The organism is Kribbella rubisoli (genome assembly GCF_004217145.1).
GTDB classification, from domain to species: domain Bacteria; phylum Actinomycetota; class Actinomycetes; order Propionibacteriales; family Kribbellaceae; genus Kribbella; species Kribbella rubisoli.
Map to the genome: position 1 here is coordinate 869,519 of NZ_SHKR01000011.1, position 24,649 is coordinate 894,167.

At 69.1% G+C, this 24,649-nt stretch carries 27 protein-coding genes; 12 read left to right on the plus strand and 15 right to left on the minus strand.

Annotated elements, in window-relative coordinates; genetic code table 11:
* Positions 1-46: 46 nt before the first annotated feature.
* The 3 genes from EV645_RS06965 (at position 47) to EV645_RS06975 (ending at position 3,084) form a co-directional block, all read left to right on the plus strand.
* Positions 47-946, plus strand: a complete 900-nt coding sequence (locus EV645_RS06965) for a TIGR03564 family F420-dependent LLM class oxidoreductase (protein ID WP_130440883.1) — start codon at positions 47-49, stop codon at positions 944-946.
* On the plus strand, positions 943-2,199 hold the full coding sequence (locus tag EV645_RS06970; protein WP_130440885.1) for an RNA polymerase sigma factor: 1,257 nt from the start codon (positions 943-945) through the stop codon (positions 2,197-2,199). Before EV645_RS06965 ends, EV645_RS06970 begins: the two co-directional genes overlap by 4 nt.
* Positions 2,200-2,301: 102 nt before the next feature.
* Entirely contained in the window at positions 2,302-3,084 is a 783-nt protein-coding gene (locus tag EV645_RS06975) for an alpha/beta fold hydrolase (RefSeq protein WP_130440887.1), read from the plus strand.
* Between the two features lie 98 nt (positions 3,085-3,182).
* Here EV645_RS06975 and EV645_RS06980 read toward each other — a convergent pair whose 3' ends face one another.
* From EV645_RS06980 to EV645_RS07000, 6 genes are all read right to left on the minus strand, one after another.
* On the minus strand, positions 3,183-3,809 hold the full coding sequence (locus EV645_RS06980) for a superoxide dismutase (RefSeq protein ID WP_130440889.1): 627 nt from the start codon (positions 3,807-3,809) through the stop codon (positions 3,183-3,185).
* A 216-nt stretch (positions 3,810-4,025) separates the two neighbouring features.
* Positions 4,026-4,661, minus strand: coding sequence for an NADP-dependent oxidoreductase (locus EV645_RS06985; protein ID WP_198681499.1), 636 nt, complete (start codon positions 4,659-4,661; stop codon positions 4,026-4,028).
* Positions 4,658-4,939, minus strand: coding sequence for an alcohol dehydrogenase catalytic domain-containing protein (locus tag EV645_RS42165; RefSeq protein ID WP_198681500.1), 282 nt, complete (start codon positions 4,937-4,939; stop codon positions 4,658-4,660). Before EV645_RS42165 ends, EV645_RS06985 begins: the two co-directional genes overlap by 4 nt.
* The gene (locus EV645_RS06990; RefSeq protein WP_130440891.1) at positions 4,923-5,747 is read right to left on the minus strand and encodes an alpha/beta fold hydrolase; all 825 of its coding nucleotides are present in this window, start codon (positions 5,745-5,747) and stop codon (positions 4,923-4,925) included. Before EV645_RS06990 ends, EV645_RS42165 begins: the two co-directional genes overlap by 17 nt.
* Before the next feature lie 36 nt (positions 5,748-5,783).
* Positions 5,784-6,161 (minus strand): YciI family protein, encoded by a 378-nt coding sequence (locus tag EV645_RS06995; protein WP_130440893.1) that lies wholly within the window; start codon positions 6,159-6,161, stop codon positions 5,784-5,786.
* 76 nt (positions 6,162-6,237) lie between these two features.
* Positions 6,238-7,050 (minus strand): SDR family NAD(P)-dependent oxidoreductase, encoded by an 813-nt coding sequence (locus tag EV645_RS07000; RefSeq protein ID WP_130440895.1) that lies wholly within the window; start codon positions 7,048-7,050, stop codon positions 6,238-6,240.
* A 90-nt stretch (positions 7,051-7,140) separates the two neighbouring features.
* Between EV645_RS07000 and EV645_RS07005 the strand changes: the two genes are divergently transcribed.
* Complete coding sequence (locus EV645_RS07005; RefSeq protein ID WP_130440897.1) at positions 7,141-7,725, plus strand: TetR/AcrR family transcriptional regulator; 585 nt, start codon at positions 7,141-7,143, stop codon at positions 7,723-7,725.
* A gap of 85 nt (positions 7,726-7,810) precedes the next feature.
* On the opposite strand, the gene EV645_RS07010 is transcribed toward EV645_RS07005, so the two are convergent.
* Both EV645_RS07010 and EV645_RS07015 read right to left on the minus strand, forming a co-directional pair.
* Positions 7,811-8,167, minus strand: coding sequence for a YciI family protein (locus EV645_RS07010; RefSeq protein WP_130440899.1), 357 nt, complete (start codon positions 8,165-8,167; stop codon positions 7,811-7,813).
* Positions 8,168-8,193: 26 nt separating this feature from the next.
* Complete coding sequence (locus tag EV645_RS07015) at positions 8,194-9,654, minus strand: LCP family protein (protein ID WP_242000251.1); 1,461 nt, start codon at positions 9,652-9,654, stop codon at positions 8,194-8,196.
* A 166-nt stretch (positions 9,655-9,820) separates the two neighbouring features.
* On the opposite strand from EV645_RS07015, the gene EV645_RS07020 reads away from it, so the two are divergent.
* Positions 9,821-10,768 carry an NAD-dependent epimerase/dehydratase family protein gene (locus EV645_RS07020; RefSeq protein WP_130440901.1) on the plus strand — a complete coding sequence of 316 codons (948 nt, stop codon included), beginning with the start codon at positions 9,821-9,823 and terminating at the stop codon, positions 10,766-10,768.
* Here EV645_RS07020 and EV645_RS07025 read toward each other — a convergent pair.
* Positions 10,751-11,626 (minus strand): hypothetical protein, encoded by an 876-nt coding sequence (locus EV645_RS07025; RefSeq protein WP_242000252.1) that lies wholly within the window; start codon positions 11,624-11,626, stop codon positions 10,751-10,753. The two genes, EV645_RS07020 and EV645_RS07025, sit on opposite strands and share 18 nt — an antisense overlap.
* Positions 11,627-11,653: 27 nt before the next feature.
* Positions 11,654-12,559: a GntR family transcriptional regulator gene (locus EV645_RS07030; protein ID WP_130440903.1), complete on the minus strand. Its 906-nt coding sequence runs from the start codon at positions 12,557-12,559 to the stop codon at positions 11,654-11,656.
* 99 nt (positions 12,560-12,658) lie between these two features.
* On the opposite strand from EV645_RS07030, the gene EV645_RS07035 reads away from it, so the two are divergent.
* The 5 genes from EV645_RS07035 (at position 12,659) to EV645_RS07055 (ending at position 17,882) form a co-directional block, all read left to right on the plus strand.
* Positions 12,659-13,474, plus strand: a complete 816-nt coding sequence (locus tag EV645_RS07035; RefSeq protein ID WP_130440905.1) for an ABC transporter ATP-binding protein — start codon at positions 12,659-12,661, stop codon at positions 13,472-13,474.
* Positions 13,475-13,485: 11 nt separating this feature from the next.
* Positions 13,486-14,460, plus strand: coding sequence for an ABC transporter substrate-binding protein (locus tag EV645_RS07040; RefSeq protein WP_130440907.1), 975 nt, complete (start codon positions 13,486-13,488; stop codon positions 14,458-14,460).
* 29 nt (positions 14,461-14,489) lie between these two features.
* On the plus strand, positions 14,490-16,541 hold the full coding sequence (locus EV645_RS07045; RefSeq protein WP_242000253.1) for an iron ABC transporter permease: 2,052 nt from the start codon (positions 14,490-14,492) through the stop codon (positions 16,539-16,541).
* Positions 16,542-16,562: 21 nt separating this feature from the next.
* On the plus strand, positions 16,563-17,153 hold the full coding sequence (locus tag EV645_RS07050; RefSeq protein WP_130440911.1) for an HhH-GPD-type base excision DNA repair protein: 591 nt from the start codon (positions 16,563-16,565) through the stop codon (positions 17,151-17,153).
* A gap of 138 nt (positions 17,154-17,291) precedes the next feature.
* Positions 17,292-17,882 carry a TIGR03086 family metal-binding protein gene (locus EV645_RS07055; RefSeq protein ID WP_130440913.1) on the plus strand — a complete coding sequence of 197 codons (591 nt, stop codon included), beginning with the start codon at positions 17,292-17,294 and terminating at the stop codon, positions 17,880-17,882.
* Here EV645_RS07055 and EV645_RS07060 read toward each other — a convergent pair.
* The 3 genes from EV645_RS07060 to EV645_RS07070 form a co-directional block, all read right to left on the minus strand.
* Positions 17,832-19,064, minus strand: a complete 1,233-nt coding sequence (locus EV645_RS07060; RefSeq protein WP_130440915.1) for an FAD-dependent monooxygenase — start codon at positions 19,062-19,064, stop codon at positions 17,832-17,834. The genes EV645_RS07055 and EV645_RS07060 overlap by 51 nt on opposite strands.
* Positions 19,065-19,251: 187 nt before the next feature.
* Complete coding sequence (locus tag EV645_RS07065) at positions 19,252-21,273, minus strand: NADPH-dependent 2,4-dienoyl-CoA reductase (RefSeq protein ID WP_130440917.1); 2,022 nt, start codon at positions 21,271-21,273, stop codon at positions 19,252-19,254.
* Entirely contained in the window at positions 21,270-21,812 is a 543-nt protein-coding gene (locus EV645_RS07070; RefSeq protein WP_130440919.1) for a PadR family transcriptional regulator, read from the minus strand. Before EV645_RS07070 ends, EV645_RS07065 begins: the two co-directional genes overlap by 4 nt.
* Before the next feature lie 127 nt (positions 21,813-21,939).
* Between EV645_RS07070 and EV645_RS07075 the strand changes: the two genes are divergently transcribed.
* A complete protein-coding gene (locus tag EV645_RS07075; protein WP_130440921.1) occupies positions 21,940-22,416 on the plus strand; it encodes a cation:proton antiporter regulatory subunit in 477 nt (158 codons plus the stop codon).
* A gap of 1 nt (position 22,417) precedes the next feature.
* A complete protein-coding gene (locus tag EV645_RS07080) occupies positions 22,418-23,614 on the plus strand; it encodes a cation:proton antiporter (protein ID WP_130440923.1) in 1,197 nt (398 codons plus the stop codon).
* Here EV645_RS07080 and EV645_RS07085 read toward each other — a convergent pair.
* Complete coding sequence (locus EV645_RS07085; protein WP_130440925.1) at positions 23,611-24,111, minus strand: methylated-DNA--[protein]-cysteine S-methyltransferase; 501 nt, start codon at positions 24,109-24,111, stop codon at positions 23,611-23,613. The two genes, EV645_RS07080 and EV645_RS07085, sit on opposite strands and share 4 nt — an antisense overlap.
* A complete protein-coding gene (locus tag EV645_RS07090) occupies positions 24,093-24,647 on the minus strand; it encodes a GNAT family N-acetyltransferase (protein WP_130440927.1) in 555 nt (184 codons plus the stop codon). Before EV645_RS07090 ends, EV645_RS07085 begins: the two co-directional genes overlap by 19 nt.
* Between the last annotated feature and the right edge of the window lie 2 nt (positions 24,648-24,649).

The window sequence follows — 24,649 nt, forward strand, 5'->3', positions numbered from 1 at the left end:
GGTTCGTAAGTGGGGGCCCACCCCGTTTAGGTTGAGGAGACTTGTGATGCGCATTGGTATGGCGTTCGGCGATGTCCGCGGGCCGGCCCCGCTGCCGGAGATCACCCGGCAGATCCAGGAGGCGGCCGCGGGCGGTGCCGGCACGGCTTGGGTGACGCACGGCGTGGGCTGGGACGCGCTCACCACGCTCGCAGTCGCAGGTCCGGCCGCCCCCGGGATTGAGCTCGGGACGGCGGTCGTGCCGTTCCCCCAGCGACACCCGCTCGTGCTCGCGAAGCAGGCGCTGACCGTTCAGGCGGCGGTCGGCAACCGGCTGACCCTCGGCATCGGCGCGGGCATCGCCCGGATGGTCAGCACGATGTACGGCCTGCCGACCGATCGGCCGGCCCGGCGGATGCGCGAGTACCTCGAAGTACTGCAGCCGCTCCTCCGCGGCGAGGCGGTCGACCATCACGGCGAGACGTACACGGCGGTCGGCTCGATCGATCTCCCTGGCGCCGAGGCTCCGTCGGTCCTGCTCGCCGCGCTCGGTCCGGCGATGCTCAAGGTCGCCGGCGAGCTCGCCGACGGCACCATCACCTGGATGACCGGTCCGCATACGCTGGCCGACCACGTCGTACCGTCGATCACCCGAGCGTCCGGCGACCGCAGTCCACGGATCGTGGCGGGCCTTGCGGTCTGCCTGACGTCCGACGAAGACGCCGTACGCGCGCGCTTCGCCGACCAGTTCGCACTCGCCGGCCAGGTCCCGGAGTACCGCGCGATGCTCGACCGGGAAGGCGCCGCCGGACCGGCCGACGTACTGATCGTCGGCGACGAGTCCTCGATCACGAAGCAACTCGACCGCTTCCACGACACCGGCGCGACCGACCTCATGCTCGCCCCGATCGGCACTCCAGAAGAACAAGCCCGCACGACCGCGTACTTGTCTACAGTGGCGGGGTGACGGTTACGGATGCGCACGGGGCGGTCGACGCGGTCTGGAGGATCGAGTCGGCGCGGATCATCGCGGGTGTTGCGCGAATCGTGCGGGACGTGGGGTTGGCGGAGGAGCTGGCGCAGGATGCGCTGGTGGCGGCGTTGGAGCAGTGGCCGCAGTCCGGCGTACCGAACAATCCTGGGGCCTGGTTGATGGCGATCGCCAAGCGGCGGGCGATCGACCTGATCCGGCGCAAGGACACGTACCAACGCAAGCTCGCCGAGATGGGGCATGAGCTCGAGATCGACGGCGACAGCGTCGAGGACGACGTGGAGGCGATCCTCGAGGACCACATCGAGGACGACCTGCTGCGGCTGGTCTTCACCGCGTGTCACCCGGTGCTGACGATGGACGCCCGCGTGACGCTGACGTTGAAGCTGCTCGGCGGCTTGAAGACCGACGAGATCGCGCGGGCGTTCCTCGCGCCGGAGCCGACCATCGCGCAGCGGATCGTCCGGGCCAAGCGCAACCTGGCCAAGGCCGAGGTCCAGTTCGAGGTGCCGTCCGGGCCGGACCTGCTCGATCGGCTGTCGTCGGTGCTCGAGGTCGTGTATCTCATCTACAACGAGGGGTACTCCGCGACCGCGGGCGACGACTGGATGCGTCCGGCGCTGTGCAACGAGGCGATGCGACTCGGCCGCCTGATCGCGGAGCTGATGCCGACCGAGCCCGAAGTACTCGGCCTGCTGGCGTTGATGGAGCTGCAGTCGTCCCGGGCAGGCGCCCGCATCGGACCGGACGGCGAGCCGGTGCTCCTGCTCGACCAGGACCGCCGCCGCTGGGACCGGCTGCTGATCCGCCGCGGCCTCGAAGGCATCGACCGCGCCTGGGCGCTGGAGAAACCGCCTGGCCCGTACCTCCTCCAGTCGGCGATCGCCGCCTGCCACGCCCGGGCCGCCGACCCGGAGGACACCGACTGGGCCCGGATCGCGGGGCTGTACGCCGTACTCGCGCAGGTCACGCCTTCACCGGTGGTCGAGCTGAACCAGGCGGTCGCGATCTCGATGGCGTTCGGCCCGGAGCGTGGGCTTGAGGCCGTGGACGCGCTGGCCGACGATCCGTCGCTGAAGGACTACCACCTACTGCCGAGCGTGCGCGGCGATCTCCTCTTCAAGCTCGGCCGGTTGGCCGAGGCGCGCGAGGAGTTCGAGAAGGCGGCCGCCCTCACCCGCAACGAACGCGAACGAAAGCTCCTCCTCGAACGCGCCGCCGCCTGCTAGCTGGGTCGTGCGAGCGGAAGTGATCTGCGTCACAGGTAGTCGAGGGAGAACCTTGACGCTCGACGCAGGGGTGAGGATCGTCACCCACCAGGAGGAACCGCTATGAATACCGTCGTTTCGAAGGACGGCACCACCATCGCCTACGACCGGCGCGGGAACGGGCCGGCGCTCGTCCTCGTCGACGGCGCGCTCTGCTCCCGTGCACAGGGCCCGATGCCCGCGGTTGCCGAGGCGCTCGCCGACCGGTTCACCGTCTACAACTACGACCGGCGCGGTCGCGGCGACTCCGGCGACACCGGCCCCTACGACGTCGACCGGGAGATCGAGGATCTCGCGGCCGTGATCGAGGCGGCCGGCGGATCGGCGTACGTCTACGGCTCGTCGTCCGGCGCGGCGCTCGCGCTCCGGGCCGCGGCGGCCGGGCTGCCGATCGAGAAGCTGGTCGCGTTCGAGCCGCCGTACGTCGTCGACGACAGCCGGACCCAGATCCCGCGCACGTGGGTCGCCGACCTGCAGGCGCTCGAGCCGGGCGACGCGATCAAGTACTTCTTCACCAAGGGGATCGGGCTGCCCGGGATCTTCGTCACGATGATGAAGCTGATGCCGGCCTGGAAGCCGATGAAGGCGATCGCCCACACCCTGCCGTACGACGCGCAGGTCGTCGGCGAGAACTGCTTCGGCGACCCGATGGACGCATCCCAGTGGGCGTCGATCCAGCAGCCGGTGCAGGTGGTGAGCGGCGGCAAGAGCCCGGCGTGGATGAAGGCGTCCACCCGTGCGCTCGCCGACGCGGTCCCGGGCGCCGGGCACACCGAAGTGCCGGGTCAGAACCACGTGATCAAGGCCACCGCGATCGCCCCGGTGATCGCCGGCTTCTGCCGGTGATGCGGATCGCCAGGCCATCACAATCGCGCCCGCCCGGCCACGCTGAGCGGGAACCGGGCGGGCGCGATCGATTGTGATGGTGTGGAGATCCGCTGTTGTCAGGCGCCGGCGATCAGCGCGCCGGCGCCGGCGCGGGCCGCGTCGAAGCGGGCCTGGGCGTCGGCCCAGTTGACGACGTTCCACCAGGCCTTGACGTAGTCCGGCTTCACGTTCTTGTACTGCAGGTAGAACGCGTGCTCCCACATGTCCAGCATCGCGATCGGGGTCTGCCCGGCCGGCAGGTTGCCCTGCTGGTCGTACAGCTGGTGGATCAGCAGCTGGCTGCCCAGCGCGTCCCAGCCGAGGATGGCCCAGCCGGAGCCCTGGATCGTGGTCGCGCTCGCGGTGAAGTTCGCCTGGAAGCCGTCGAACGAGCCGAAGAACTCGTCGATCGCGGCGCCGAGCTCGCCGTCCGGCTTGTCGCCGCCGTCCGGGGACAGGTTCTTCCAGAAGATCGAGTGGTTGACGTGGCCACCGAGGTTGAAGGCCAGCGTCTTCTCCAGCCCGACGATCGATCCGAAGTCACCCTTGTCGCGGGCCTCGGCCAGCTTGTCCAGGGTGTCGTTCAGACCCTTCACGTAGGTCGCGTGGTGCTTGTCGTGGTGCAGCTCCATGATCTCGCCGGCGATACTCGGCGCGAGCGCGCTGTAGTCGTAGGGAAGATCGGGAAGCGTGTACGTGGTCAACTCTGCTCCTTCGTCGGGGCCCACCGAGGGCCGATATCTCCGATGTCCTGTTTCAGCGGCACCAGCTTGAAACTTCAACCACGGTTGAGGTCAAGGCAACACGCGGGCGAACGCGCCACCACCGACCGGTGCCCGGTCCGACCGCCTTCACACCCCGGCGTACGTCCCGGACACCCCCAGCTTCACATACTCCACCCAGCGACCCACGAGCGAGTCTCACCGAACCGCGAGCACCAGCTTGCCGCGGGTCCGGCCGTCCTCCAGAAGCCGGTGCGCCGCGCCCGCCTCGGCGAGCGGGAACACCTCCTCGACCTCGATCCGGACGGCGCCGCTCTCGATCAGCTCGGCGATCTCACCGAGCGCATGACCGTCGGGCTCGACCAGGTACGACGCCACCCGGACGCCCGACTCCGCCGCCCGCGCCAGCAGCTCCGGCGAGGTCCCCGACGGTACGGCGACCACCAGGCCGCCCCGCCTGGTCACGGCGACGGATTGCGCCAGTGTGGCCTCGCTGCCGACCAGATCCACCACGACGTCGAGGTCGCCGATCGCCGCGACGACGTCCGCCGAGTGGTAGTCGATCACCTCGTCCGCGCCGAGCCCGCGGAGCCAGTCGTGCTTGCCGGCGCTCGCCGTGCCGCCGACATACGCACCGAGCTGTTTGGCGAACTGAACGGCCAGGTGTCCGACCCCACCCGCGGCCGCGTGGATCAGCACCCGCTGATCCTTCTGCACATCGGCCAGCGCCGTCAGCATCTGGTACGCCGTGAGTCCGGCGAGCGGGACCGCGGCCGCCTCGACGTGACCGAGGTTGGCCGGCTTGCGGGCGAAGTTCCGTGACGGGGCAGTCACATACTCCGCGTAGGCCGACGCCGCCCGCGGAACCACGGCATCCCGTAGACCTCGTCGCCGACCGCGAGCGTGTGGACGCCATGGCCGACGACCTCGACGACGCCGCTCACGTCCCATCCGAGGATGAAGGGCGGCTCGCCGAGCAGGCCGGCGACCCCCTGGCCGGCGCGCGTCTTCGCGTCCACAGGGTTCACCCCGGCTGCCTCCACCCGGACCAGGACCTCGGTGGGCAACGGCTCCGGCCGGAGCGTGTCGAAACCGCTAGGCGCACTGCGCACCTGGGTCGAGACCCACCTCGACCAGCTGAGCGCGTAGCGCCTTCGCGAACGGCTCGGGCTGGTCGGCGAAGCCGGTGTGCCCGCCGGGGAAACGCGTCGGCTCGATCCCGAGCTGCTCGGCCAGCGCCGTCGAGGTCCGGTCGCACAACTGCCCGACCGACTCCTCGCCGATCCCGATGACGACGTTGGCCGTACGCAGCTTCCCCAGGTCCGGCGTCCAGGTGATCGTCTCGCGCATCTCGTGAGAGAACCAGAACTGCTCAGACGCGACCTGCTGCGGGTCGCGGTCGCCGCTGAACATCATCTCGACGACCTCGTCCGGCACGCCGAGGTTGGCCAGTTGGAAGAACTGCTGCCAGGCACCGACCACGTCACCGGCCAGGTAGTCGGCCATCAGCTTCTCGGACTTCGCCAGCAGCTCGTCGCCGTCCTCGACCAGCCGATCGAGCGGCGGCTCGTGGGCGATCACCGCGCGTACGACGTCCAGGTGCTCCTGGGCGAGCGCCAGCACGCTGACCGCTCCCCCGCTCGAGCCGAGTACGACGGCAGGGCCGGCGTCGACGTGCCGGATCAGCCGGGCGAGATCGTCGGCCCGCTGCTCGGGTCGCGACGTACCGCCGGGATCGAGAGTGCTTCGCTTGATCCCCCGCGGATCGGTCGTCAGCACCGTGTAGTCACCGGCCAGCAGATCGGCCAGCGGTGCGAACGAGTCCGCGTCCATCGGCGCGCCGACCAGGACCACCAACGGTCCTGATCCGCGCACCTCGTAGTACAACTCCGCCTCGGAAACCTTCAGTGTGTTGTTCATGCCACCTCCACGAACGACAGTGGCACGAATGGACACTTAGTTCTGGAAGACGTCCGAGTCCGGGCCGAAATCGGCCTCGTCGACGACCCGGCGTACCTCGACCTCGGAGCCGAGCGCCTCGGCCAGCCGGGCGGCCCACTCGATCGCCTCGTCGCGGTTGCGGACCTCGACGACGATCACGCCTCCGACCAGCTCCTTGGTCTCCGCGAACGGGCCGTCGGTGACCGTACGCCGGCCGTCCGCGACCTTCACCCGGGCGCCGAGCGAGCTACGGTGCACACCCTCCGCGAACAGCAGCACTCCGGCCTTCGACAGGTCCTCGACCACGTTCCCGACCCCCTCCGCAACCTCCGGCGACGGAAACTTCCCGGCCTCGCTGTCGGCGTCCGCCTTGTTGATGATCATGTAGCGCATCGCTGCTGCTCCTCGTCGTATCGGTCGACCACTTACTCTCACGTCGAGCAGCCCACGACCAGATCGACACGCGATCTCAGATCAGATCGACGGTCAGCTCGTAGAGCCGCTTCGCGTCGTCGGGATCGAACGTCTTCAGCGCCGGATCGACCGGTACGCCGACCGCGCGCAGGATCAACCGCTCGTCCGGCTGGTCGTCCATCACCGCGAGCGTGTCCCGGACGCTCTCCGCCGGCGGCTTCGCGAAGAGTGCCGCGCTCACCCGGGCCACAGTCCGGAGCGGCTGCGGCAGGTGGTTCGTGCCGCTCTTCGTGTACGGCGGCTGCACACCGAAGTACTTCGTCCGTCCGTCGGGATGGTTCTGCAGGTAGTGCACCGCGAGCAGGTCGTTCGCGCGGCCGCCGCTCATCGTCGCCGGGACCGTGCCGTAGCCCTTCGTGAACTGGAGGTCGTCCCAGTTCACCGCGCCCTTGGTGATGCCGGTCGCGCCGAGGTTCGTGATGATCGGCGTCTCGCCACGCTCGAGCAGGTCGGTCAGGCCGTAGCTGAGGATGAAGCGGCTCAGGTAGTAGAGCATGAACGTGCCCTCCAGCCCGTCGACCGTCTCCCGCCGCTTCACGAACGGCAGCATCGCGGTCAGCACCAGCGCATCCAGGGCTTCGTGACGGGCCGGCACCTCCTTGATCACCCGGTAGTTCTCGGCGATCGAGAGCAGGTCGGCTTGCAGGTACGCCGCCTCGCCGTCGAGGGCGTCCGCCTCACGAAGGAACAGCTCGCCGCGCGACGGCGTACTGCCGATCACCGTCACGCGAGCGCCGCGACGCAGGTAGTGCAAGGCGATCTCGCGCCCCATCCCGGTGGTCCCGCCGGCCACCACGACGTTCTTCATATCGGGTCAACTCCTAAGTCATCGATCGGTGACTTAGACCGTAGACGCCGGGCGGATAACATGTCAACGATCGATGACTTAGGAGGACCGATGGCGCACAAGCGGGACCGGGAGGCGACCCGGGCGCGGTTGCTGGAGTGCGCGCGCCTCCGGTTCGCCCGGGACGGGTACGACGGGACGAGCGTGCGGGACGTGGCCGGTGACGTCGGCGTGGATCCGGCGCTGGTGTTCCGGTACTTCGGGTCCAAGTCGGGGCTGTTCACCCAGGCGATGGCCGGCTCGTCGGCACCCGTCGTACTCCCGGACGGCCCGGTCGAGGAGCTGCCGGCGAAGTTGCTGCACCAGCTCGTGTTCGAGGACTGGTCGGAGTACGCGGGTGAGCACCCGTTGGTCGCGATGCTGCGATCGGCCGGTCACGAGGACACCAAGGACCGACTGCGGCAGCAGATCTGCGAGGGCTACCTGGACGTGCTGTCACAGCTTGCCGAGGGCAACGAAGACAAGAACCTCCGGACCGAACTCTTCGGCGCCTGGCTGCTCGGCATCGGCATCCTCCGCACCGCCGTCGGCACCCCCACCCTCAGCAAAGCCACCGAGGAAGACCTCCGCCCCCACCTCGCCGCCGTCGCGGAAGCGCTGTTCGGCCGGCCCGTTCCCGTACCGAAGAACGGGTAGTGGTGCCCGCCACGGAGCTCATTAATTGGGCCCAGCCGGAGCCCGAGCGGCGGCCGGCCACCACTATCCGTCCTTCGGTACACCGCTAGTCGGCGGTTGCCTCGGCGATCGAGCGGGGGGCGCGGACTTGCGAGAACTGGAGGTTGCCGGTGGGCATCATCCAGGTCATCACCTCGACCGCGAGGCGGCCCGCGCGGACTGCCGGGTCGGCCTCGGCGTGTTGCCGGGCCGTTGCGGCGTCCACGGACCAGATGGAGAAGCCGCGGAAGCGCTCGTTGTCCTGGTCGACCAGCGGGCCGCGGGCCAGCACCAGACCGCGGTCCTGCAGGTCGGCGCCATGGGCGAGATGGCGGTCCTGCAGCTCGGCGGCCTCATCGTCCGTCATCACCGGCGCGTCCGGTCGAAGCGTCAGCAGGATCACGGTGTAGCGGTCGAAGCGCATGCCGCCAAGCTCTCGCCCCGGGGCGCTCAGTTGGGCTGGTCGCCATTGGGGTTGTAGGCGCAGGCGTCGGCCAGGTTCTGGGTGGGGCCGGGGGGTGGGGTGGTGGTTGTGGTGGTCGGCTTGCGGGTGGTGGTGCTGGGCGTGGTCGTCGTGGTCGTCGGTGGCGGGGTGGATTCGAGGGCGTTCTCGACGGTGTCGCGGAGGGCCTGGTAGTCGGGGTGGAGGTACTTGAGGCGGAGCTTCTCCGGGTCCAGCGTCACGTTGGAGACCGTGCCCGACTTCACCCTGAGCGCCAGTTGGACCATCGCCGGGAGCAACTCCTGCGGAATGTCGGTGCGAAGCAGGTGCTGACCGGCCTTCGCGATCGCCTTGTACTTCGTGAGCAGCGTCTGCGGATCCGCCGCGTCGACGATGCTCTTGATCACGCACCGCTGCCGGACCTGCCGCTGGTCGTCGTCGGCGCCGTACCGGCCGCGGGCGAACCAGAGCGCGTGCCGGCCGTCGAGGTGCTGGTTCGGGCCGGGCTCGATCCACTCCTTCGGTGGGATGTGCGAGCTGCTGATACCGCCCATCGCGACTCGCTCGTTGACGTTCACCTTGATCCCGCCGAGCGCGTCGACGATCTCCGGGAAGCTCTGCAGGTTGACCTGCAGGTAGTAGTCGAGCTTCAGCCCGATCGCCTCGCCGACGGACTGCTTGACCACGTCGGCGCCCTCGTTGTCCGACGGGCCGAGGATGCCGGGATGCGCGTCCGGGATGTTCTGGTACATCGCCGTCAGCATCCACTCGAGCCGGCCGTCGAGGCTGAGCCCCTCCTTGCCGAAGCCGTTCGGGTAGTACTTGTACAGCGGTGAGTCCTTCGGGAACGGCATGAAGGTCAGGTTCCGCGGCAGCGAGATCAGCGCGGTGTTGCCGGTCTTGGTGTCGATACTCGCCACGATCACCGTGTCGGTCCGCACCCCCTCGCGGCTCGGCGCGTCGTCGCCGCCGAGCAGCAGCAGGTTGAGCCGCGGCTTGTCCTCCCACGGGTCCTTGACGTTGACCGTCGTCGGCCGGGTCGCGCTCTTGCTCTCACCCTGCGCCTGGAAGACGTCCTGTACGAGCGTCCGCTGCGCGAGCACACTCTGTACGCCGACCGCAGCGGGCGCCGCGATCGCGAAGCAGAGGATCCCGACGAACCCGGCGCCGAGTGCCCGGCCGCCGGCACCGCCCGTTGCCGGACGCAACGACCGGTGCGACGCGACGATCACGACGATCCAGAGGAACGCGACGGCGCCGATCACCACCGACGTCATCAACAGCCGGCTCGGTACGACGGCGGCGGCGAGAACCTCCTCCCGCCGGGTCAGCCCGACGTACACGCCGAGGCCGACCATTCCGAGGAACAGGGTGAAGACGAACGCGCCGATCCGCCGGCGGCCGCCGACGATCAAACCGAGTCCTGGAAGCAGTGCGCCCAACAGGGTCAGCCCCAGCAACTTCGGCACCGATCGTGGCCGTCTCGTTGCCGCGCGCGCACGTCTCCCCATCGGCTCCCCTGTCGCCCGTCCCGCTTCCAGTGTGCGCCAAGTACCGCACTCCGTACCTCTTCAGACGTGTTACAGCGTTAATCGGTTGTCAATCGGCCGGATCCGGCCGGTAGGTTGACCGATCGTGCAGATTCTGGTTTTGGGTGGAAACGGGTTTGTTGGACGCGCGATCGTCGAGGACGCGCTCGCGCACGGAGCAGAGGTCGCGTCGTTCAGCCGGGGCAAGAGCGGGTCGCCGCTGCCCGCGCAGGTCACGGAGCTGATCGGCGACCGGGAGACCGGGGACTACGACGCGCTGCGGACCGGTGAGTGGGACGCGGTGGTCGACCTGAGCGGCTTCCGGAGCCGGGACGTCGACCAGGCGATGGACGTCCTCGGTGACCGGGTCGGGAGGTATGTGTTCGTCTCGAGCCATGCGGTGTACGTCCGCGACCTACCGGCCGGCACCGACGAGACGGCACCTCGGCGCGAGCCGATGCGCGATGCCGACGTACTGACGAACGACACGTACGGACCCTGCAAGGTGGCGTGCGAGGACGACGTCCTCGAGAGGTACGGCGATCGGGCAACGATCATCCGTCCCGGTCGGGTGACCGGTCCGGGCGACTCGTCCGGTACGGCGTTGTACTGGATCCGCCGGGGTGCTCGTGGCGGCCGGGTCGCACTCCCGACCAAGCCCGAGGCGCCCTTGCAACTCATCGACAGCCGCGACGTCGCGCGCCTCGTGGTGCAGCTGATCACCGACCAGCGCGCCGGCGCGTTCAACGCGATCGGCCCGGACTCGACCATCGCCGAACTGATCGAATCCGCCGCGGAGCTGGCGCACTCGAAGGTGGACATCGTCCCCATCCCGTTCGACGCGGTTCCGCCGCGTTTCCCGTTGATGGACCCGGAAGCGGAGTGGGGCGAACGCCGCCGCAACCCGGCCAAGGCCCGCGCGGCCGGCATGTCGATCACCCCGCTGCGGCAAACCGTCCAAGACGTACTTGCCTGGGACCGGGACCGCGGTGCACCCGAGCTGAAGATCGGTCTGACGCCCGAGCAAGAAGACGAGCTACTCCGGCAGCGCTAGCGTCCGGCCGGCATCCCGGGCCGCGTTGATCGAGCGAGTCAGCGTGTCCTTCAGCGCCGTCGCCTCGTCGGTGAAGCCTTGGACGATCGACGTGTCGCCGACCGGCTCGGTGCGGGCGAGGAGTTCGATGTAGCGGTCGCCGTCTTCCAGCGCGGCTTCGGCGCGGAGGGCGGCGTCGGCGGAGCGGACCCGGTCGGCGTACTGGACCAGGAGATCAACCTTGCGTTTGATCGCGTCGACGGAGAGCGCGAGGGCGCGACGCTGCGGTCCGAGTACGGCGTCCAGCTCGGCGGTCTCCATCCCGCGGGCGATGTCCTTCTGCCGAGCACGCAGTACCGTCTGCTCCCGCAGCACCTGCGCGATGTCCCAGAGCTGCTCCGGGAGAACCAGCTCGTTCTTCATCTCGTCGAGCAGCCCGCGGCGCGTAACTGTTGCCTCAAGCACCGTTTTCACCGCACGCTGCGCACGCCCGAGCAGCCGCGCCGCATTCTCGTCGAAGTCCTCCGGCAAGAGGTACTTCCCGTGCTGGATCCGGACCGCCTTGTGCCCGCGGTCCTCGACCATCGACTTCACCAGGATCCCGGCGGTGGCGAGTACGGCGACACCGGCCAGCGCGACCGCCGCCCACGCCGCGACCGCGGTCGGCAGCGTCGCCGCCATCACGATCAGCGCGAGGATCCATCCGCCCACGCACACGGCGAGCCACACCAGCAACGTGCCGAACGTGTTCCCGGGAGCCACCGACCACGACGTCTGCCGTTTCGGGCGGGGCGCACCGGCCGCGACGAACAACTCCGGCCGGTGCTCGTACAACCGCCGTACGCCCACAGGCACACCCGGCGCGAACACAGGCTTCATCGCCACCTCCGGAGAAGTCGTCAGCACTCAGCGTAGCCGTGCGGACAGCCCGTCGAGGAAGACGTCGAGGCCGAACTCGAACAACTTGTCCAGGTCGTATTCATAGTCGAACCCGTCCGCGAGCAACTCGCGGAACGCGGGCAGATCTCCCAGCGCGATCATCGCGCCCAGCTTGTCCGACTGCTCGGTGACCCACTCGTCCGCGGTCACGCCGGTGTCCTGCTCGGCCTGCGCTTCGGCCTCCATCACCAGGGCCACGCCGCGCACGTACGCGAACAGGCTGATCATCGTCGACAACGCCGCGCTCTTCTCGAACCCGCGCAAAGCCCGCAGTACCGCATCCGTGTGCGGAAGCAGTCGCGGCACCAACTGCGGCCGGCTCAGACTGATCGCACTCGCGAGCCACAGATGCCGCCGGTACGCAGCCCAGTGCACCCGCGCCACCATCGCGATCGCCTCCCGCCAATCGTCCGGCGGGGTCCCGAGCGGGAACTCCGCGAGAGCCGCGTCGACCATCTGCACGACGAGCACGTCCTTCCCGCCGACGTACCGGTAGAGCGCCATCGTCGACACCCCGAGCTCGCTCGCGATCCGCCGCATCGACAACGCGGCCAGCCCTTCGGCGTCCGCGATCGCGATCGCCATCCGCACAACCTCGTCGCGATTCAGCTCCGGCTGCTGCTCCGGTTGCTGGTCCGATTGCAGAGTACGGCGCGCAGCCCGCGGAGGCGGACCGACGACCGTCCCGACGCCGGGGCTCGGATGCACGAGCCGCTCGGCCTGCAACGCCTGCAAGGCCTTGGTCGCGGTCGCCATCGCCACCCCGAAGTCGCGCACCAACGCCCGCGTCGACGGCACCCGGTCCCCCGGCTTCAGCTCGCCCGCCCGGATCCGCCGCCGCAGCTCGGCCGCGATCATTTCGTACTGCGTCATCCGACCCCTCCCGAGATAGTGCACATACAATGTACGCGCACTATCTCGGAATGAGACCCCTCCTGACATGTCAGCTTAGGTAAGGCTATCCTCTGCCGCATGCAGGAAACGAACGGGCTGACGGGCGATGAGTTGTGCCTGGGGTATCACGGCCGGCGTGTCGTCGATTGCGCCTCGCTGCACCTCGAGCCGGCCCGCGTGACCGCGCTCGTCGGTCCCAACGGCAGCGGCAAGTCGACGCTGCTGCGTGCCCTCGCCCGGCTCCACCACCCCGACGCCGGCAGCATCACCTTCCCCGGCGGCGGCAACGCGCTCGACCTGTCGGCGAAGGAGTTCGCCCGCAAGGTCACGCTGCTCTCGCAGTCCCGCCCGACTCCGAACGGCGTGAGCGTGCGCGACGTCGTCGGGTACGGGCGTCATCCGCATCGGAGCCGTTGGCGCAACGACGACGCGGACGGTCCGCGCGCGATCGAGCACGCGATGACGGTCACCGGCGTCACGTCGATGGCCGAGCGTGCGGTCGACGAGCTGTCCGGCGGCGAACTGCAACGCGTCTGGCTCGCAACCTGTCTCGCCCAGGACACCGGCGTACTCCTGCTCGACGAGCCGACCACGTTCCTCGACCTGCGGTACCAGATCGAGATCCTCGACCTGATGCGCGAGCTCGCCGACGAGCACGGGGTCGCGGTCGGCGTCGTACTGCATGACCTGAACCAGGCCGCTGCGGTGGCGGACCGGATCGCACTACTCGATCAGGGGCGGGTACGTGCGACCGGTACGCCGGACGAGGTACTGCGAGCAGACGCGCTCACCGAAACGTACGGCATCACCATCGAGGTCGGCACCGATCCGGCCACCGGTCTGGTCACCACTCGCCCCATCGGCAAACACCTGTCCCGCGTCACAACGAGCTGAAAGTCATCCTGATGAGACGAACCGCCATCGCTCTGGTCGCCGCTGCCCTGCTGGGTCTGACTGCCTGCGGAACCAGCGAACCCGCCGCCTCCGACGACGCCAGTGACGCTGCCGCGCAGCCGGTCTCGCTGACCGACGCGCGGAACAAGAAGCTCGACCTGAAGGCGCCCGCGAAGAAGATCGTGGCGCTGGAGTGGAACGCCGCCGAGAACCTGGTCACGCTCGGCGTGATGCCGGTCGGCGTCGCGGACACCAAGGGCTACACGAACTGGGTCACCGCGGCGAAGCTCGACCCGTCGGTGAAGGACGTCGGTACCCGCGGCGAGGCCAGCGTCGACGCGATCGTTGCCCTCAACCCCGATCTGGTGATCACTACGACCGACGAGGCCGCGAACACGATCACGCAGCTCGAGAAGGCCGCGCCGGTGCTCGTGATCCGCGGTGCGGACGCAAAGAACGCGATCCCGCAGATGAAGACGAACCTGGACCTGATCGGCCAGGCGGTCGGCAAGGCGGACCAGGCCAAGCAGCTGAACGCCGACTTCGACAAGGCGGTTGCCGACGGCAAGCAGAAGATCGCCGACGCCGGCAAGGCCGGCACCGGGTTCACGATGTCGGACGGGTGGAAGCAGGGCAGCACGATCTCGATCCGGATGTATACGACCGGATCGCTGCTCGGGGCCGTCGCGACGGAGCTGGGCCTGAAGAACGGGTGGACCGGTGCCGGTGACAAGGACTACGGGCTCGCGCAGACCGACCTCGAAGGTCTGACCAAGCTGCCCGACGGCAACTTCCTCTACATCGCGAACAAGAACGACGGCGGTGACGTGTTCGGCGGCGACCTGGCAGGCAACGCGATCTGGAAGAACCTGCCGTTCGTGAAGACCGACAAGGTTCACCGTCTGCCCGACGGCATCTGGATGTTCGGCGGCCCGAAGTCCACCGAGCAGTTCATCGACGCCGCCGTACAGGCAGTCACCTCTTGACCCAGCAGGAGACCGTTCAGTCTGTTCCCTTGGCTGTTCCGGTTCGCCGGTTGCAGGTCACCGGGGTGTTCGTGCTGGCGGTGGTCGCGATCGTGGTGCTCGCCGGTGCGCATCTGACGCAAGGCACATCCTCGGTGGGGGCCGGGGATCTGGTGCGGCTGGCGTTCGGGCAGGGAACCGACAACGCCGCGAACGTCCTGGTTGCGTCGCGGTTGCCTCGGCTGCTCGCCGGCGTGCTGGTCGGTATCGCCCTGGGGGTTGCGGGAGCGGGGTTGCAGTCGTTGGCTCGCAACCCGCTCGCTTCACCTGACACGTTGGGGGTCAACGCAGGGGCGTATCTGGCGGTCGTGATCGTGGCGGCGTTCGGGGTGTCGTTGCCGGCGCTGCCCGCGGGTGGAGTCGCGTTCGTCGGCGGACTGGCAGCTGCGGGGTTGGTGCTGGTCCTGTCGGCGGGCGGCTCCACCGGGCCGACCCGGCTGATCCTGGCCGGGTCGGCGGTCGCGATGGCGCTCGCCGGCCTGACCACGCTGCTCCTGCTGCTGTACCGCGAGGAGACGGTCGGCACGTTCGCCTGGGGCGCCGGCACGCTGGTCCAGACCGACCTGCGCGCCGTCACCCAGATGGCGCCGATCGTTGCCCTCGGCATCCTGGCCGCGTTCCTGCTCGCCGCGAAACTAGACATCCTTGCCCTCGGCGACGACACCGCCTCCGTCCTCGGCGTGAACGTACGCCGGATCCGCGTCCTCACCACCCTTGTCACCGTCATGCTCTCCGCGGCGGCCGTCACTGTCGCGGGACCGGTCGGTTTCGTCGGCCTGGTCGCGCCGGTTCTCGTCCGCCTCCTCGCGCCACTCGTCCCCGGTCTGCTCCGGCACCGTGTACTGCTCCCGCTCTCGGGTCTCGCCGGCGTCCTCGTCGTACTGGCCTCGGACGTCGTACTGCGGGCGGCGTTCGGCGGGCAGGCCGGGGTGGAGATACCGACCGGGATCATGACGATGGTGGTCGGCGCGATCGTCCTCATCTGGCTGGCCCGCCGGCACCGCGACTCCGGTCCGAGCCGCTCCCCCGGCGGTACGAGCTCCGGGCTGCGCAGTCGTCGTACGTTCTGGATCGTGACCGCGGCGCTCGTCGTACTCCTGGTCGCCGCCGGTGTCGGCGCGATGCTGACCGGCGATGCGCTCCTTCGTACGGGCGATCTCGCGAACTGGATCAACGGCGCCTCGGGCCGCGCGATCACCTTCGTGCTGGACCAGCGCTTCCCGCGAGTCGTGTCGGCGCTGCTCTGCGGGGCCGCGCTCGCGATCGCGGGTACGACGGTGCAGGCGGTGTGCCGCAACCCCCTGGCCGAACCGGGCCTCCTCGGTATCACCGGCGGCGCCGGGGTCGGCGCGATCGCCACGCTCATCCTGTTGCCGTCAGCAAGCATCTGGTTGCTGTCCGGTGTCGCGGCGATCGCGGCCGTGGTGACGTTCGGGTTGGTCTATCTGATCTCGTGGCGCGGCGGGCTCAGCTCGGATCGATTGGTGCTGATCGGGGTCGGTGTCTCGTCGGTGGCTACGGCCATCATCACGCTGCTGATCGTTGCCACGGACCCGTGGAATCTGAGTTTGGCGATGACGTGGTTGTCGGGCAGTACGTACGGGCGGACTCTGCCGCAGGTGTTGCCGGTGGCGATCGCGCTGATAGTTCTGACTCCAGTTGTTGTGCATGCCCGTCGGGAGTTGGATCTGCTGGCGCTTGACGATGACGTGCCGCGGATCCTGGGCGTGCGGCTGGAGCGGACCCGGCTGCTGATGCTGCTGGCGGCGGCTCTGCTGACTGCGGCCGCTGTCTCCGCGATCGGTGTGGTCGGGTTCGTCGGGCTGGTTGCGCCGCACGCCGCACGCGCTCTGGTCGGCGGGCGGCACGCACGGATCCTTCCGGTCGCGGCGCTGCTCGGCGCGATCCTCGTCAGCGTCGCGGACAGCCTCGGCCGTACCGTCCTCGCCCCCGCCCAGATCCCGGCCGGCCTCCTGACCGCCCTGATCGGAGCGCCGTACTTCGTCTATCTGCTCTGGCGAACGCGCGTGCCTGCGCGTTGAGGTCGTGTCAAGATGGGCGGCATGCTGCGCGAACTGCACCTCACCGGCAATCCGGATGCCGACAAGCTGCTCAACGACGACCCGTTCGCCTTGCTGGTCGGGATGCTCCTGGACCAGCAGTATCCGATGGAGCACGCCTTCTCCGGGCCGTGGAAGATCGCGAACCGGATGGACGGGTTCGACCTGCACAAGATCGCCACGTCCGACCTGGAGACGTTCGTCGAGCTGTGCGTCACGCCGCCGGCCATCCACCGGTACGGCGGGTCGATGGCGCGCCGGGTGCACGCGCTGGCGCAGCACATCATCGACACCTACGACGGCGAGACCGAGAACATCTGGCTGAGCGGCCGGCCGAAGCCGGACGGCGCCGAGGTGCTGAAGCGGCTGAAGGCGCTGCCGGGGTTCGGCGAACAGAAGGCGAAGATCTTCCTCGCGATGCTCGGCAAGCAGCGCGGCGTGCAACCGAAGGGCTGGCGCGAGGCCGCCGGCCACTACGGCGACCGCGGCTCGCACCGCTCGATCGCCGACGTCACCGACGCCGCCTCGCTGGCCGAGGTCCGCAACTTCAAGAAGGCCGCGAAGGCCGCCGCCAAGGAAGTCGCCGGCGCCTGAATCGCGCGACACCTCGGCCCGACCTGTTGCAGGTCGGGCCGTTTGCGTGCGGGTTGTCCCTTGTGAACCACGCGGTTTCCTGCGAGCGGCGCCGTACCCGCCTTATGCTCGGCTGGGGCAGCCACGGGAGGAGAGCGGATGGACATCCGGGATCTGGATCGTCGGGCCGGCGCAGTGCTCGGGGAAGTTGTGATGCAGGTGCGGACCGAGCAACTGTGGTTTCCCACCCCGTGCCCCGACTGGACCGTCCGCGGTCTGCTCCGTCATCTGGTCAGCCAGAACGAGGGTCTCGCCGCCGCTGCCCTGAACGGCACTGCCTCCATCCACACCTGGAACGGCGGCCGCCTCGCCGACAACCCGGCCGGCGCGTACCGCCGGTCGAACGTGCGGGTCGCTGACGCGTTCGCCGACGGCGGCGCGCTGGATCGGCTGGTGGAGGTGCGCGAGTTCGGCTCCTTTCCGCGCCGGATCGCGCTGACCTTCCACCAACTCGACTGCGTCGTCCACGCCTGGGACCTGGCCCGCGCGATCGACGTCCCGTACAACCCGCCGCCGGACATGGTCGAGATGGCGCTCACGCTGGCCCGCCGGATCCCCGACACCGACGGGAACCGCGGCCCCGGCTACGCGTTCGACCGGACCGTGAAGGTCTCCGGCACAGCCCCCGGCCTCGACCAGCTACTCGGCCTGCTCGGTCGCAACCCGGAGTGGGTCTCCCCGCTCGACTGAATACTCCGGGAGCTCGATCGCGTCCGGCTTCGCAATCGTCATCTTGGTCAGCGCGCCGGCCATCAGCTTCGACGTCATCATCCGCAGCACGAGATCGCGGTACCGGATGCCGAACGACGACATCGGCATCGCCATCTTGATGCCGCCAGGCGGGAGCTCCATCCGCTGGTCGACGTACGCCTGCATCCGGGCCTGGTACGCCGGGAACGCGCGGGCATGATCGCCGTCGACCGCGGCCAGCTCCCCCGCCAGGACGTACGCCCCGACGAGCGAGAGCGCCGTACCGTGGCCGGCCATCGGTGAACCGCAGTACCCGGCGTCGCCGACGAGCGTGATCCGGCCACGCGACCACTCCGGTACGACGACGCGGCTCGTGCTGTCCAGGTAGAAGTCGTCGGCCGTGTCGAGCTGCTCCAAGATCTTCGACGTATGCCAGCCGAGACCGACGTACTGCTCCCGCACCAGCCGCTTCTGCGCCGCGAGGTCGCGCCGGTCGTAGCTGATGACTGGCGACCGGAAGCTCAGCAACGCCTTCGCGTACTGCGGATCGTGATCCGGCCGCAGCCCGACCCAGCGACCGCGCGGCGCGGTGTACACCTTGAACCAGTGGTCCAACGGCTCCGGCGTCTCGACGGTGAAGTACGACGTGTATCCGCCGAGGTGCTGCACGAACTCCTCCTCGGCACCGAACGCGAGCCGCCGCACCCGCGAGTGCACACCATCCGCGCCGACCACCAGGTCGAACCGCCGGCCGATCCCGCTCGCGAACGTCACATCCACACCGGTCGCGTCCTGCCGCAGCTCGGTGATCGAGTCGCCGTACACGTACTCCACCCCGGCGGTCGCCTCGGTCAGGATCGCGGCGAGGTCACCGCGCAGGATCTCGATCTCGGCGACCGGACCGGCGCCGTCCAGCAGTTCCGCGTGCATCACCGCGGACCGCGTGCCGTCGGCCCGCACGTACTCGAGCCCGCGCTCGTGCATCTTCCGCTCCGCGACCGCCGCCATCACGCCCATCCGCTCGGCAACGATCCGCGACACCCCGCGCAGGTCGACGGTCTGCCCGCCCGGCCGCGGTCCCGGCGCGATCTCGACAACCGTCGGCGCGAACCCGAACCGCCGCAACCAGAACGCCAACGCCGGCCCGGCAATCCCACCACCGGAGATCAGAACACTCTTCATCACTCACCCCTTTTGACTAGTGCGCGTACGCCGTAAACGGTGCACTAGTCAACGCGGGGGCCGCCAGCGCGCACTAGTGCACCGGCGGGGTGTCCCGGATCTCCAGGCCATCACAATCGCCCCGCGGAGGCGGAGCCGCGCTCGCCGAGCCCGCAACCGGGAGATTGTGATGGCCTGGGGATCCGCCTCAGAGCGTGAGCGCCAGGCGGGTGGCTTGGTCGATGGCTCGCTTGGCGTCGAGTTCGGCGGCGACGTCGGCGCCGCCGATGAGGTGGACGGGGCGGTCGGTGGCGCGGAGGGCGTCGGCGAGGTCGCGGACCGGCTCCTGGCCGGCGCAGACGACGACCGTGTCGACGGCGAGGACCTTCGGCTTCTCGTGCTTCGGGCCGAAGGTGAGGTGCAGACCTTCGTCGTCGATGCGCTCGTAGTTCACGCCGCGCAACTGCTCGACCTGCTTGTTCTTCAACGCGGCCCGATGCACCCAGCCCGTGGTCTTGCCGAGGCCGGCGCCGATCTTCCCGGACTTGCGCTGCAACAGATACACCTTCCGCGGCGACGGCTCCGGATGCGGTACGCCGAGCGCACCCGCGAGCTTGGTCGGATCGCCGACACCCCACTCCGCCTTCCAGGCCTCGAGATCCAGCGCAGGCGACTCCGGCGTGGTCAGGAACTCGCTGACATCAACACCGATGCCACCGGCCCCGATCACCGCGACCCTGTCGCCGACAGGCTTTCCCTCCCGGACGACTTCGGCGTACGAGAGGACCGTCGGATGGTCGATCCCGGGGATCGCCGGAACCCGCGGTACGACGCCGGTCGCGAGCACGATCTCGTCGAAGCCGGCCAGGTCCTCGACGGTCGCGCGGCGGCCGAGGTGCAGCTTCACGCCGGTCAGGTCGAGTCGCCGCCGGTAGTACCGGATCGTCTCGGCGAACTCCTCCTTGCCCGGGATCCGCCGCGCGATCCCGAACTGCCCGCCGATCTCCGCATCCGCCTCGAACAGCTCGACCCGATGCCCGCGCTCCGCCGCCGTCACCGCCGCGGCCAGCCCGGCCGGTCCCGCGCCGACGACCGCGATGCTCTTGCTACGACGCGTCGGCAGCAACTGTAGCTCGGTCTCACGGGCCGCAAACGGATTGACCATGCAGCTCGCCTTCTTCTTCGCGAACACATGATCCAGACACGCCTGGTTGCAGGCGATGCAGACGTTGATCTCGTCGGCCCGGTCAGTCGTTGCCTTGAGCACCCACTCCGGGTCGGCCAGGAACGGGCGGGCCATACTGACCAGATCGGCGTCGCCGCGCGCCAGCACCTCCTCGGCGACCTGCGGCAGATTGATCCGGTTCGAGGTCACGACCGGGATCCGCACGTGCGGCTTGAAGGCGGCGGTGACGCTGGTGAACGCGGCGCGGGGCACGGAAGTGACGATGGTCGGTACACGTGCCTCGTGCCAGCCGATCCCGGTGTTGATGATCGACGCACCGGCGGCCTCGATCTCCTTGCCCAGCGCAAGCACCTCGTCCCAGGTCTGACCGCCCTCGACCAGGTCGGCCATCGACAGCCGGTAGATGATCAGGAAGTCGTCGCCGACCCGCTCCCGGGTCTGCCGGACGATCTCGACCGCGAGCCGGCGGCGGTTCTCCGGGCTACCACCCCAGCGATCGGTCCGCTTGTTCGTGCGCTCGGACAGGAACTGGTTGATGAAGTACCCCTCGGAGCCCATGATCTCGACGCCGTCGTACCCGGCCTCGCGGGCGAGCGCCGCGCAATCGACGTACGCCTTGATCTGCTTGAGCACTCCGCGGTCGGTGAGAGCGCGGGGTTTGAAGGGGTTGATCGGGGCCTTGAGGGCGGACGCGGAGACGCTGAACGGATGGTACGAGTAGCGGCCGGCGTGCAGGATCTGCAGCGCGATACGGCCGCCTGCCTCGTGGACCGCATCTGTCAGCAGCTGGTGCTTCCTGGCCTGCCGACGGGTGGTCAGCGTCGATCCGAAGGGCGTCAGCCAGCCTGTGCGGTTCGGCGCGTAACCGCCCGTCACCATCAGGCCGACCCCGCCACGCGCGCGCTCGGCGAAGTACGCCGCGAGCTTGGGCAGATCGCTCAGCCGGTCCTCGAGACCGGTGTGCATCGAGCCCATGATCACCCGGTTCGGCAGCACCACATGACCGAGATCCAAGGGCTCCAGCAGGTGCGGGTACGCCGTCATCGGTTGTCCTTCCGGAGGGCTTCGATCACTTCGTCGCACCAGGCGGTGAACGACTCCTCGGCGCGGATGCCGCCGCGCAGCACGAGGTACTGGTGCAGGTCCCGGCCGCGCAAGGTCGCAGGCTTCGGGAAGTCGCGCTTCTGGATGCTGCGGTACACCTCGAGCCGCGTCGCGTGTTCGGCCCGGTGCCGCTCGATCTCCTTGAAGACGACATCGAGCGAGCCGAGGGAAGCGCCGCGGAGCTTCACGCCGAGGCCGTCGCGCAGTACGGCGGGATCCTCCGGCTCAGCCAGCCAGCGGGTGAGCTCGGCCTGCCCGGCGGCCGCGACCCGGTAGACCTTCTTGTCCGGCCGGCCCTCCTGCGCGATCTCGGTGTGCTTCACCCAGCCGGCCTCGTCCATCCGGCGCAGCACCCGGTAGATCTGCTGGTGCGTGGCCGGCCAGAAGTAGCCGATCGACCGGTCGAACCGCCGGGCCAGCTCGTAGCCGGACCCGGCGCGCTCGGTCAACGAGACCAGGATCGCGTGCTCCAGCGCCATGACCGGAGCGTACCTATGCAACTCGTTGCACTGCACCTGATTGCAACCCGGATCACATCCAGGTCCCGGACCGGGTGCTCAGGGTTTGAGAGAATGGTTGCAGACGCCATCTATTGATCGGAGCCTCATGAACCACCCGACCAAGACGACGTTGCCAGGGATCGGCACGCGGTACGACCTGGTCACCGAAGGCGGTAGACACGTCTCGGTGGTGGTGCACAACGACGGCCGGCGGTTCCTCGGCTTCCACGACCCGGAGGACGACGACACCTGCCAGGCGACGGTCCCGCTCGGTCCTGACGAGGCTGCCGCGCTGGCCCAACTGCTGATCCCTGAGCGGATCGACCCGGTCCGCGGCGAGCTCGAGATCGACCTGGTCACCGAGCACATCCCGATCACGGCCAAGTCGCCGTACTCCGGCCGCATGCTCGGCGACACCCAGGCCCGCAGCCGCACCGGCGCGTCGATCGTCGCCGTACTGCGGCGCACCGGCGCGACGCCCTCGCCGACGCCGGACTTCCGGTTCGCGACCGGCGACACGCTGGTCGTGGTCGGCACCCGCGAGGGCGTGGACGCCGTGGCCGACCTGATCGCCGGTGGGTGAGATGCACGAGAACATCACCGCCCTGCTGATCGAGCTGGGCGCGGTCATCCTTGCCCTGGGCATCCTCGGCCGGATCGCGGGCCGGCTCGGATTCTCTCCGATCCCGTTGTACCTGTTGGCCGGGCTCGCGTTCGGGCACGGCGGATTGTTGCCGTTGGCAGCGAGTGAGGAGTTCGTTGCCACCGGCGCCGAGATCGGCGTGATCCTGTTGCTGTTGCTGCTCGGGCTCGAGTACACCGCGTCCGATCTGGTCGGCACGCTGAAGACGCAGTACGTCTCGGGTGCGGTCGACTTCTTGCTGAACGCGTTGCCCGGTGCTGCTGTGGCGTTGCTGCTCGGTTGGGGTCCGGTGGCGGCGGTCGCGCTGGCCGGTGTCACCTGGATCTCGTCGTCGGGCGTGATCGCGAAGGTCGTCGGCGACCTCGGCCGATTGGGCAACCGCGAGACCCCAGTCGTGCTCGGGATCCTGGTGCTCGAGGACCTGTCGATGGCGGTCTACCTGCCGATCCTCACCGCTCTGCTCGCGGGCGTCGGGTTGGCCGGTGGCAGCATGACGCTGCTGATCTCACTGGGCACGGTGAGCGTGGTGCTGTTCATCGCCCTCCGGTATGGGCGAGTGATCAGCCGCGCGGTGTCGTCCGACAACCCCGAGATGCTGCTGCTCGTCGTACTCGGTCTGACGTTGCTCGTCGCGGGGATTGCGCAGCACCTGCAGGTGTCGGCGGCGGTCGGCGCGTTCCTGGTCGGGATCGCGCTGTCCGGCGAGGTCGCGCACGGTGCGCGGAACCTGCTCGCTCCGCTGCGCGATCTGTTCGCGGCGGTCTTCTTCGTGTTCTTCGGGTTGAGCACCGATCCGGCGAAGATCCCGCCGGTGCTGGCGATCGCGTTCGGCCTCGCCGTATTCACGGCACTCACCAAGATCGCCACCGGCTGGTACGCCGCACGCCGGGCCGGCATCTCGACGGCAGGACGCTGGCGTGCGGGCGGGACGCTGGTGGCCCGTGGCGAGTTCTCGATCGTCATCGCCGGCCTGGCCGTCGGGGTCGAGCCGAAGCTGGGGCCGCTCGCGACGGCGTACGTGCTGATTCTGGTCATCCTCGGCCCGGTCGCCGCGCGCTACACCGAGCCGATCGCGCGTCGGCTGTTCAGGTCGAAGCCACAGGTGTCCGCTCCAGTTGCCGAGCAGGTCAAGAGTTAGAAGAGGTTGTCGCCGCGTTCGTGATCTAGCAGGGCTCGTTTGCGTTCGATACCGCCGCCGTAGCCGGTGAGGCTGCCGGTCGAGCCGACCAGGCGGTGGCACGGGACGATGATGCTGATCGGGTTCTTCCCGTTCGCGAGGCCGACCGCGCGGGCCGATTGCGGCTTCAGCCCGAGCGCGGAGGCGAGGCCGCCGTACGTGGTGGTCTCGCCGTACGGGATGTCTTGCAGGGCGGTCCAGATCTGGCGCTGGAAGTCGGTGCCGACCAGGTGCAGCGGTACGTCGAACTTCGTGCGGCCGTGGTGGAAATACTCGTCCAGTTGCTCGGCGACTGCCGGCAGCGTCGCGTCGTCCCGGTCGCCGAAGCCGGCTTCGTCGGGGCGGTAGCGCTGCTGGTCCATGTAGAGGCCGGTCAGCTCGCCCGCGTCGGTCCCCACGAGGGTGAGGGGACCGAGCGGGCTGTCGATGACGGCGTACGTCACTGAGTGGATTCCCATTGCGCGCGGCTGATCCGGTAGAGCACGTGCCGCTGCAGCCGGTGGCCGTCCTCGATGCGCGGGTGGTCGAAGTCGCCGGCCTCGTCGTGCACCATCCCGATCCGCTGCATCACCCGCTGCGAGGGCAGGTTCGGGGTCGCGGTGAACGAGACGATCTCGTCCAGTCCGGCCGGCCCGAACCCGTACGCCAGCGCGGCCCGGGCCGCCTCGGTCGCATAACCGTTGCCCCAGGCCCCCTTCGCCATGCGCCAGCCGATCTCGACCCCGGGCAGGAACGGTGCCTCGAAGCTCGGCACGTTCAGACCGGTGAAGCCGATGAACTCGCCGGTGTCCTTCACCTCCATCGCCCACAAGCCCCAACCGCGGCCGTCGAGCTCCGGGATGTTCCGATCGATGAGGGCGTCGCTCTGCTCACGCGTCTGCAGCGCCGGGAAGTGCTCCATCACCGCCGGGTCGGCGTTCAACGCGGCGAACGGCTCCCGATCGGAGTCACGCCACTGACGGAGTACCAGACGGTCGGTGGTCAGGTCGGTCATGC

What these genes read in the sequence shown, in the direction of transcription:
- EV645_RS06990 (WP_130440891.1), bottom strand. Translation starts at nt 5,747, where the DNA reads ATGAACAACACACTGAAGGTTTCCGAGGCGGAGTTGTACTACGAGGTG.
- EV645_RS07005 (WP_130440897.1), top strand. Translation starts at nt 7,141, where the DNA reads ATGGCGCACAAGCGGGACCGGGAGGCGACCCGGGCGCGGTTGCTGGAG.
- EV645_RS07080 (WP_130440923.1), top strand. Translation starts at nt 22,418, where the DNA reads ATGCACGAGAACATCACCGCCCTGCTGATCGAGCTGGGCGCGGTCATC.
- EV645_RS07070 (WP_130440919.1), bottom strand. Translation starts at nt 21,812, where the DNA reads ATGGCGCTGGAGCACGCGATCCTGGTCTCGTTGACCGAGCGCGCCGGG.
- EV645_RS07060 (WP_130440915.1), bottom strand. Translation starts at nt 19,064, where the DNA reads ATGAAGAGTGTTCTGATCTCCGGTGGTGGGATTGCCGGGCCGGCGTTG.
- EV645_RS07065 (WP_130440917.1), bottom strand. Translation starts at nt 21,273, where the DNA reads ATGACGGCGTACCCGCACCTGCTGGAGCCCTTGGATCTCGGTCATGTG.
- EV645_RS06965 (WP_130440883.1), top strand. Translation starts at nt 47, where the DNA reads ATGCGCATTGGTATGGCGTTCGGCGATGTCCGCGGGCCGGCCCCGCTG.
- EV645_RS07025 (WP_242000252.1), bottom strand. Translation starts at nt 11,626, where the DNA reads ATGAAGCCTGTGTTCGCGCCGGGTGTGCCTGTGGGCGTACGGCGGTTG.
- EV645_RS07055 (WP_130440913.1), top strand. Translation starts at nt 17,292, where the DNA reads ATGGACATCCGGGATCTGGATCGTCGGGCCGGCGCAGTGCTCGGGGAA.
- EV645_RS07085 (WP_130440925.1), bottom strand. Translation starts at nt 24,111, where the DNA reads ATGGGAATCCACTCAGTGACGTACGCCGTCATCGACAGCCCGCTCGGT.
- EV645_RS07000 (WP_130440895.1), bottom strand. Translation starts at nt 7,050, where the DNA reads ATGAAGAACGTCGTGGTGGCCGGCGGGACCACCGGGATGGGGCGCGAG.
- EV645_RS07035 (WP_130440905.1), top strand. Translation starts at nt 12,659, where the DNA reads ATGCAGGAAACGAACGGGCTGACGGGCGATGAGTTGTGCCTGGGGTAT.
- EV645_RS06975 (WP_130440887.1), top strand. Translation starts at nt 2,302, where the DNA reads ATGAATACCGTCGTTTCGAAGGACGGCACCACCATCGCCTACGACCGG.
- EV645_RS07075 (WP_130440921.1), top strand. Translation starts at nt 21,940, where the DNA reads ATGAACCACCCGACCAAGACGACGTTGCCAGGGATCGGCACGCGGTAC.
- EV645_RS06995 (WP_130440893.1), bottom strand. Translation starts at nt 6,161, where the DNA reads ATGCGCTACATGATCATCAACAAGGCGGACGCCGACAGCGAGGCCGGG.
- EV645_RS07030 (WP_130440903.1), bottom strand. Translation starts at nt 12,559, where the DNA reads ATGACGCAGTACGAAATGATCGCGGCCGAGCTGCGGCGGCGGATCCGG.
- EV645_RS07050 (WP_130440911.1), top strand. Translation starts at nt 16,563, where the DNA reads ATGCTGCGCGAACTGCACCTCACCGGCAATCCGGATGCCGACAAGCTG.
- EV645_RS07010 (WP_130440899.1), bottom strand. Translation starts at nt 8,167, where the DNA reads ATGCGCTTCGACCGCTACACCGTGATCCTGCTGACGCTTCGACCGGAC.
- EV645_RS07040 (WP_130440907.1), top strand. Translation starts at nt 13,486, where the DNA reads ATGAGACGAACCGCCATCGCTCTGGTCGCCGCTGCCCTGCTGGGTCTG.
- EV645_RS07090 (WP_130440927.1), bottom strand. Translation starts at nt 24,647, where the DNA reads ATGACCGACCTGACCACCGACCGTCTGGTACTCCGTCAGTGGCGTGAC.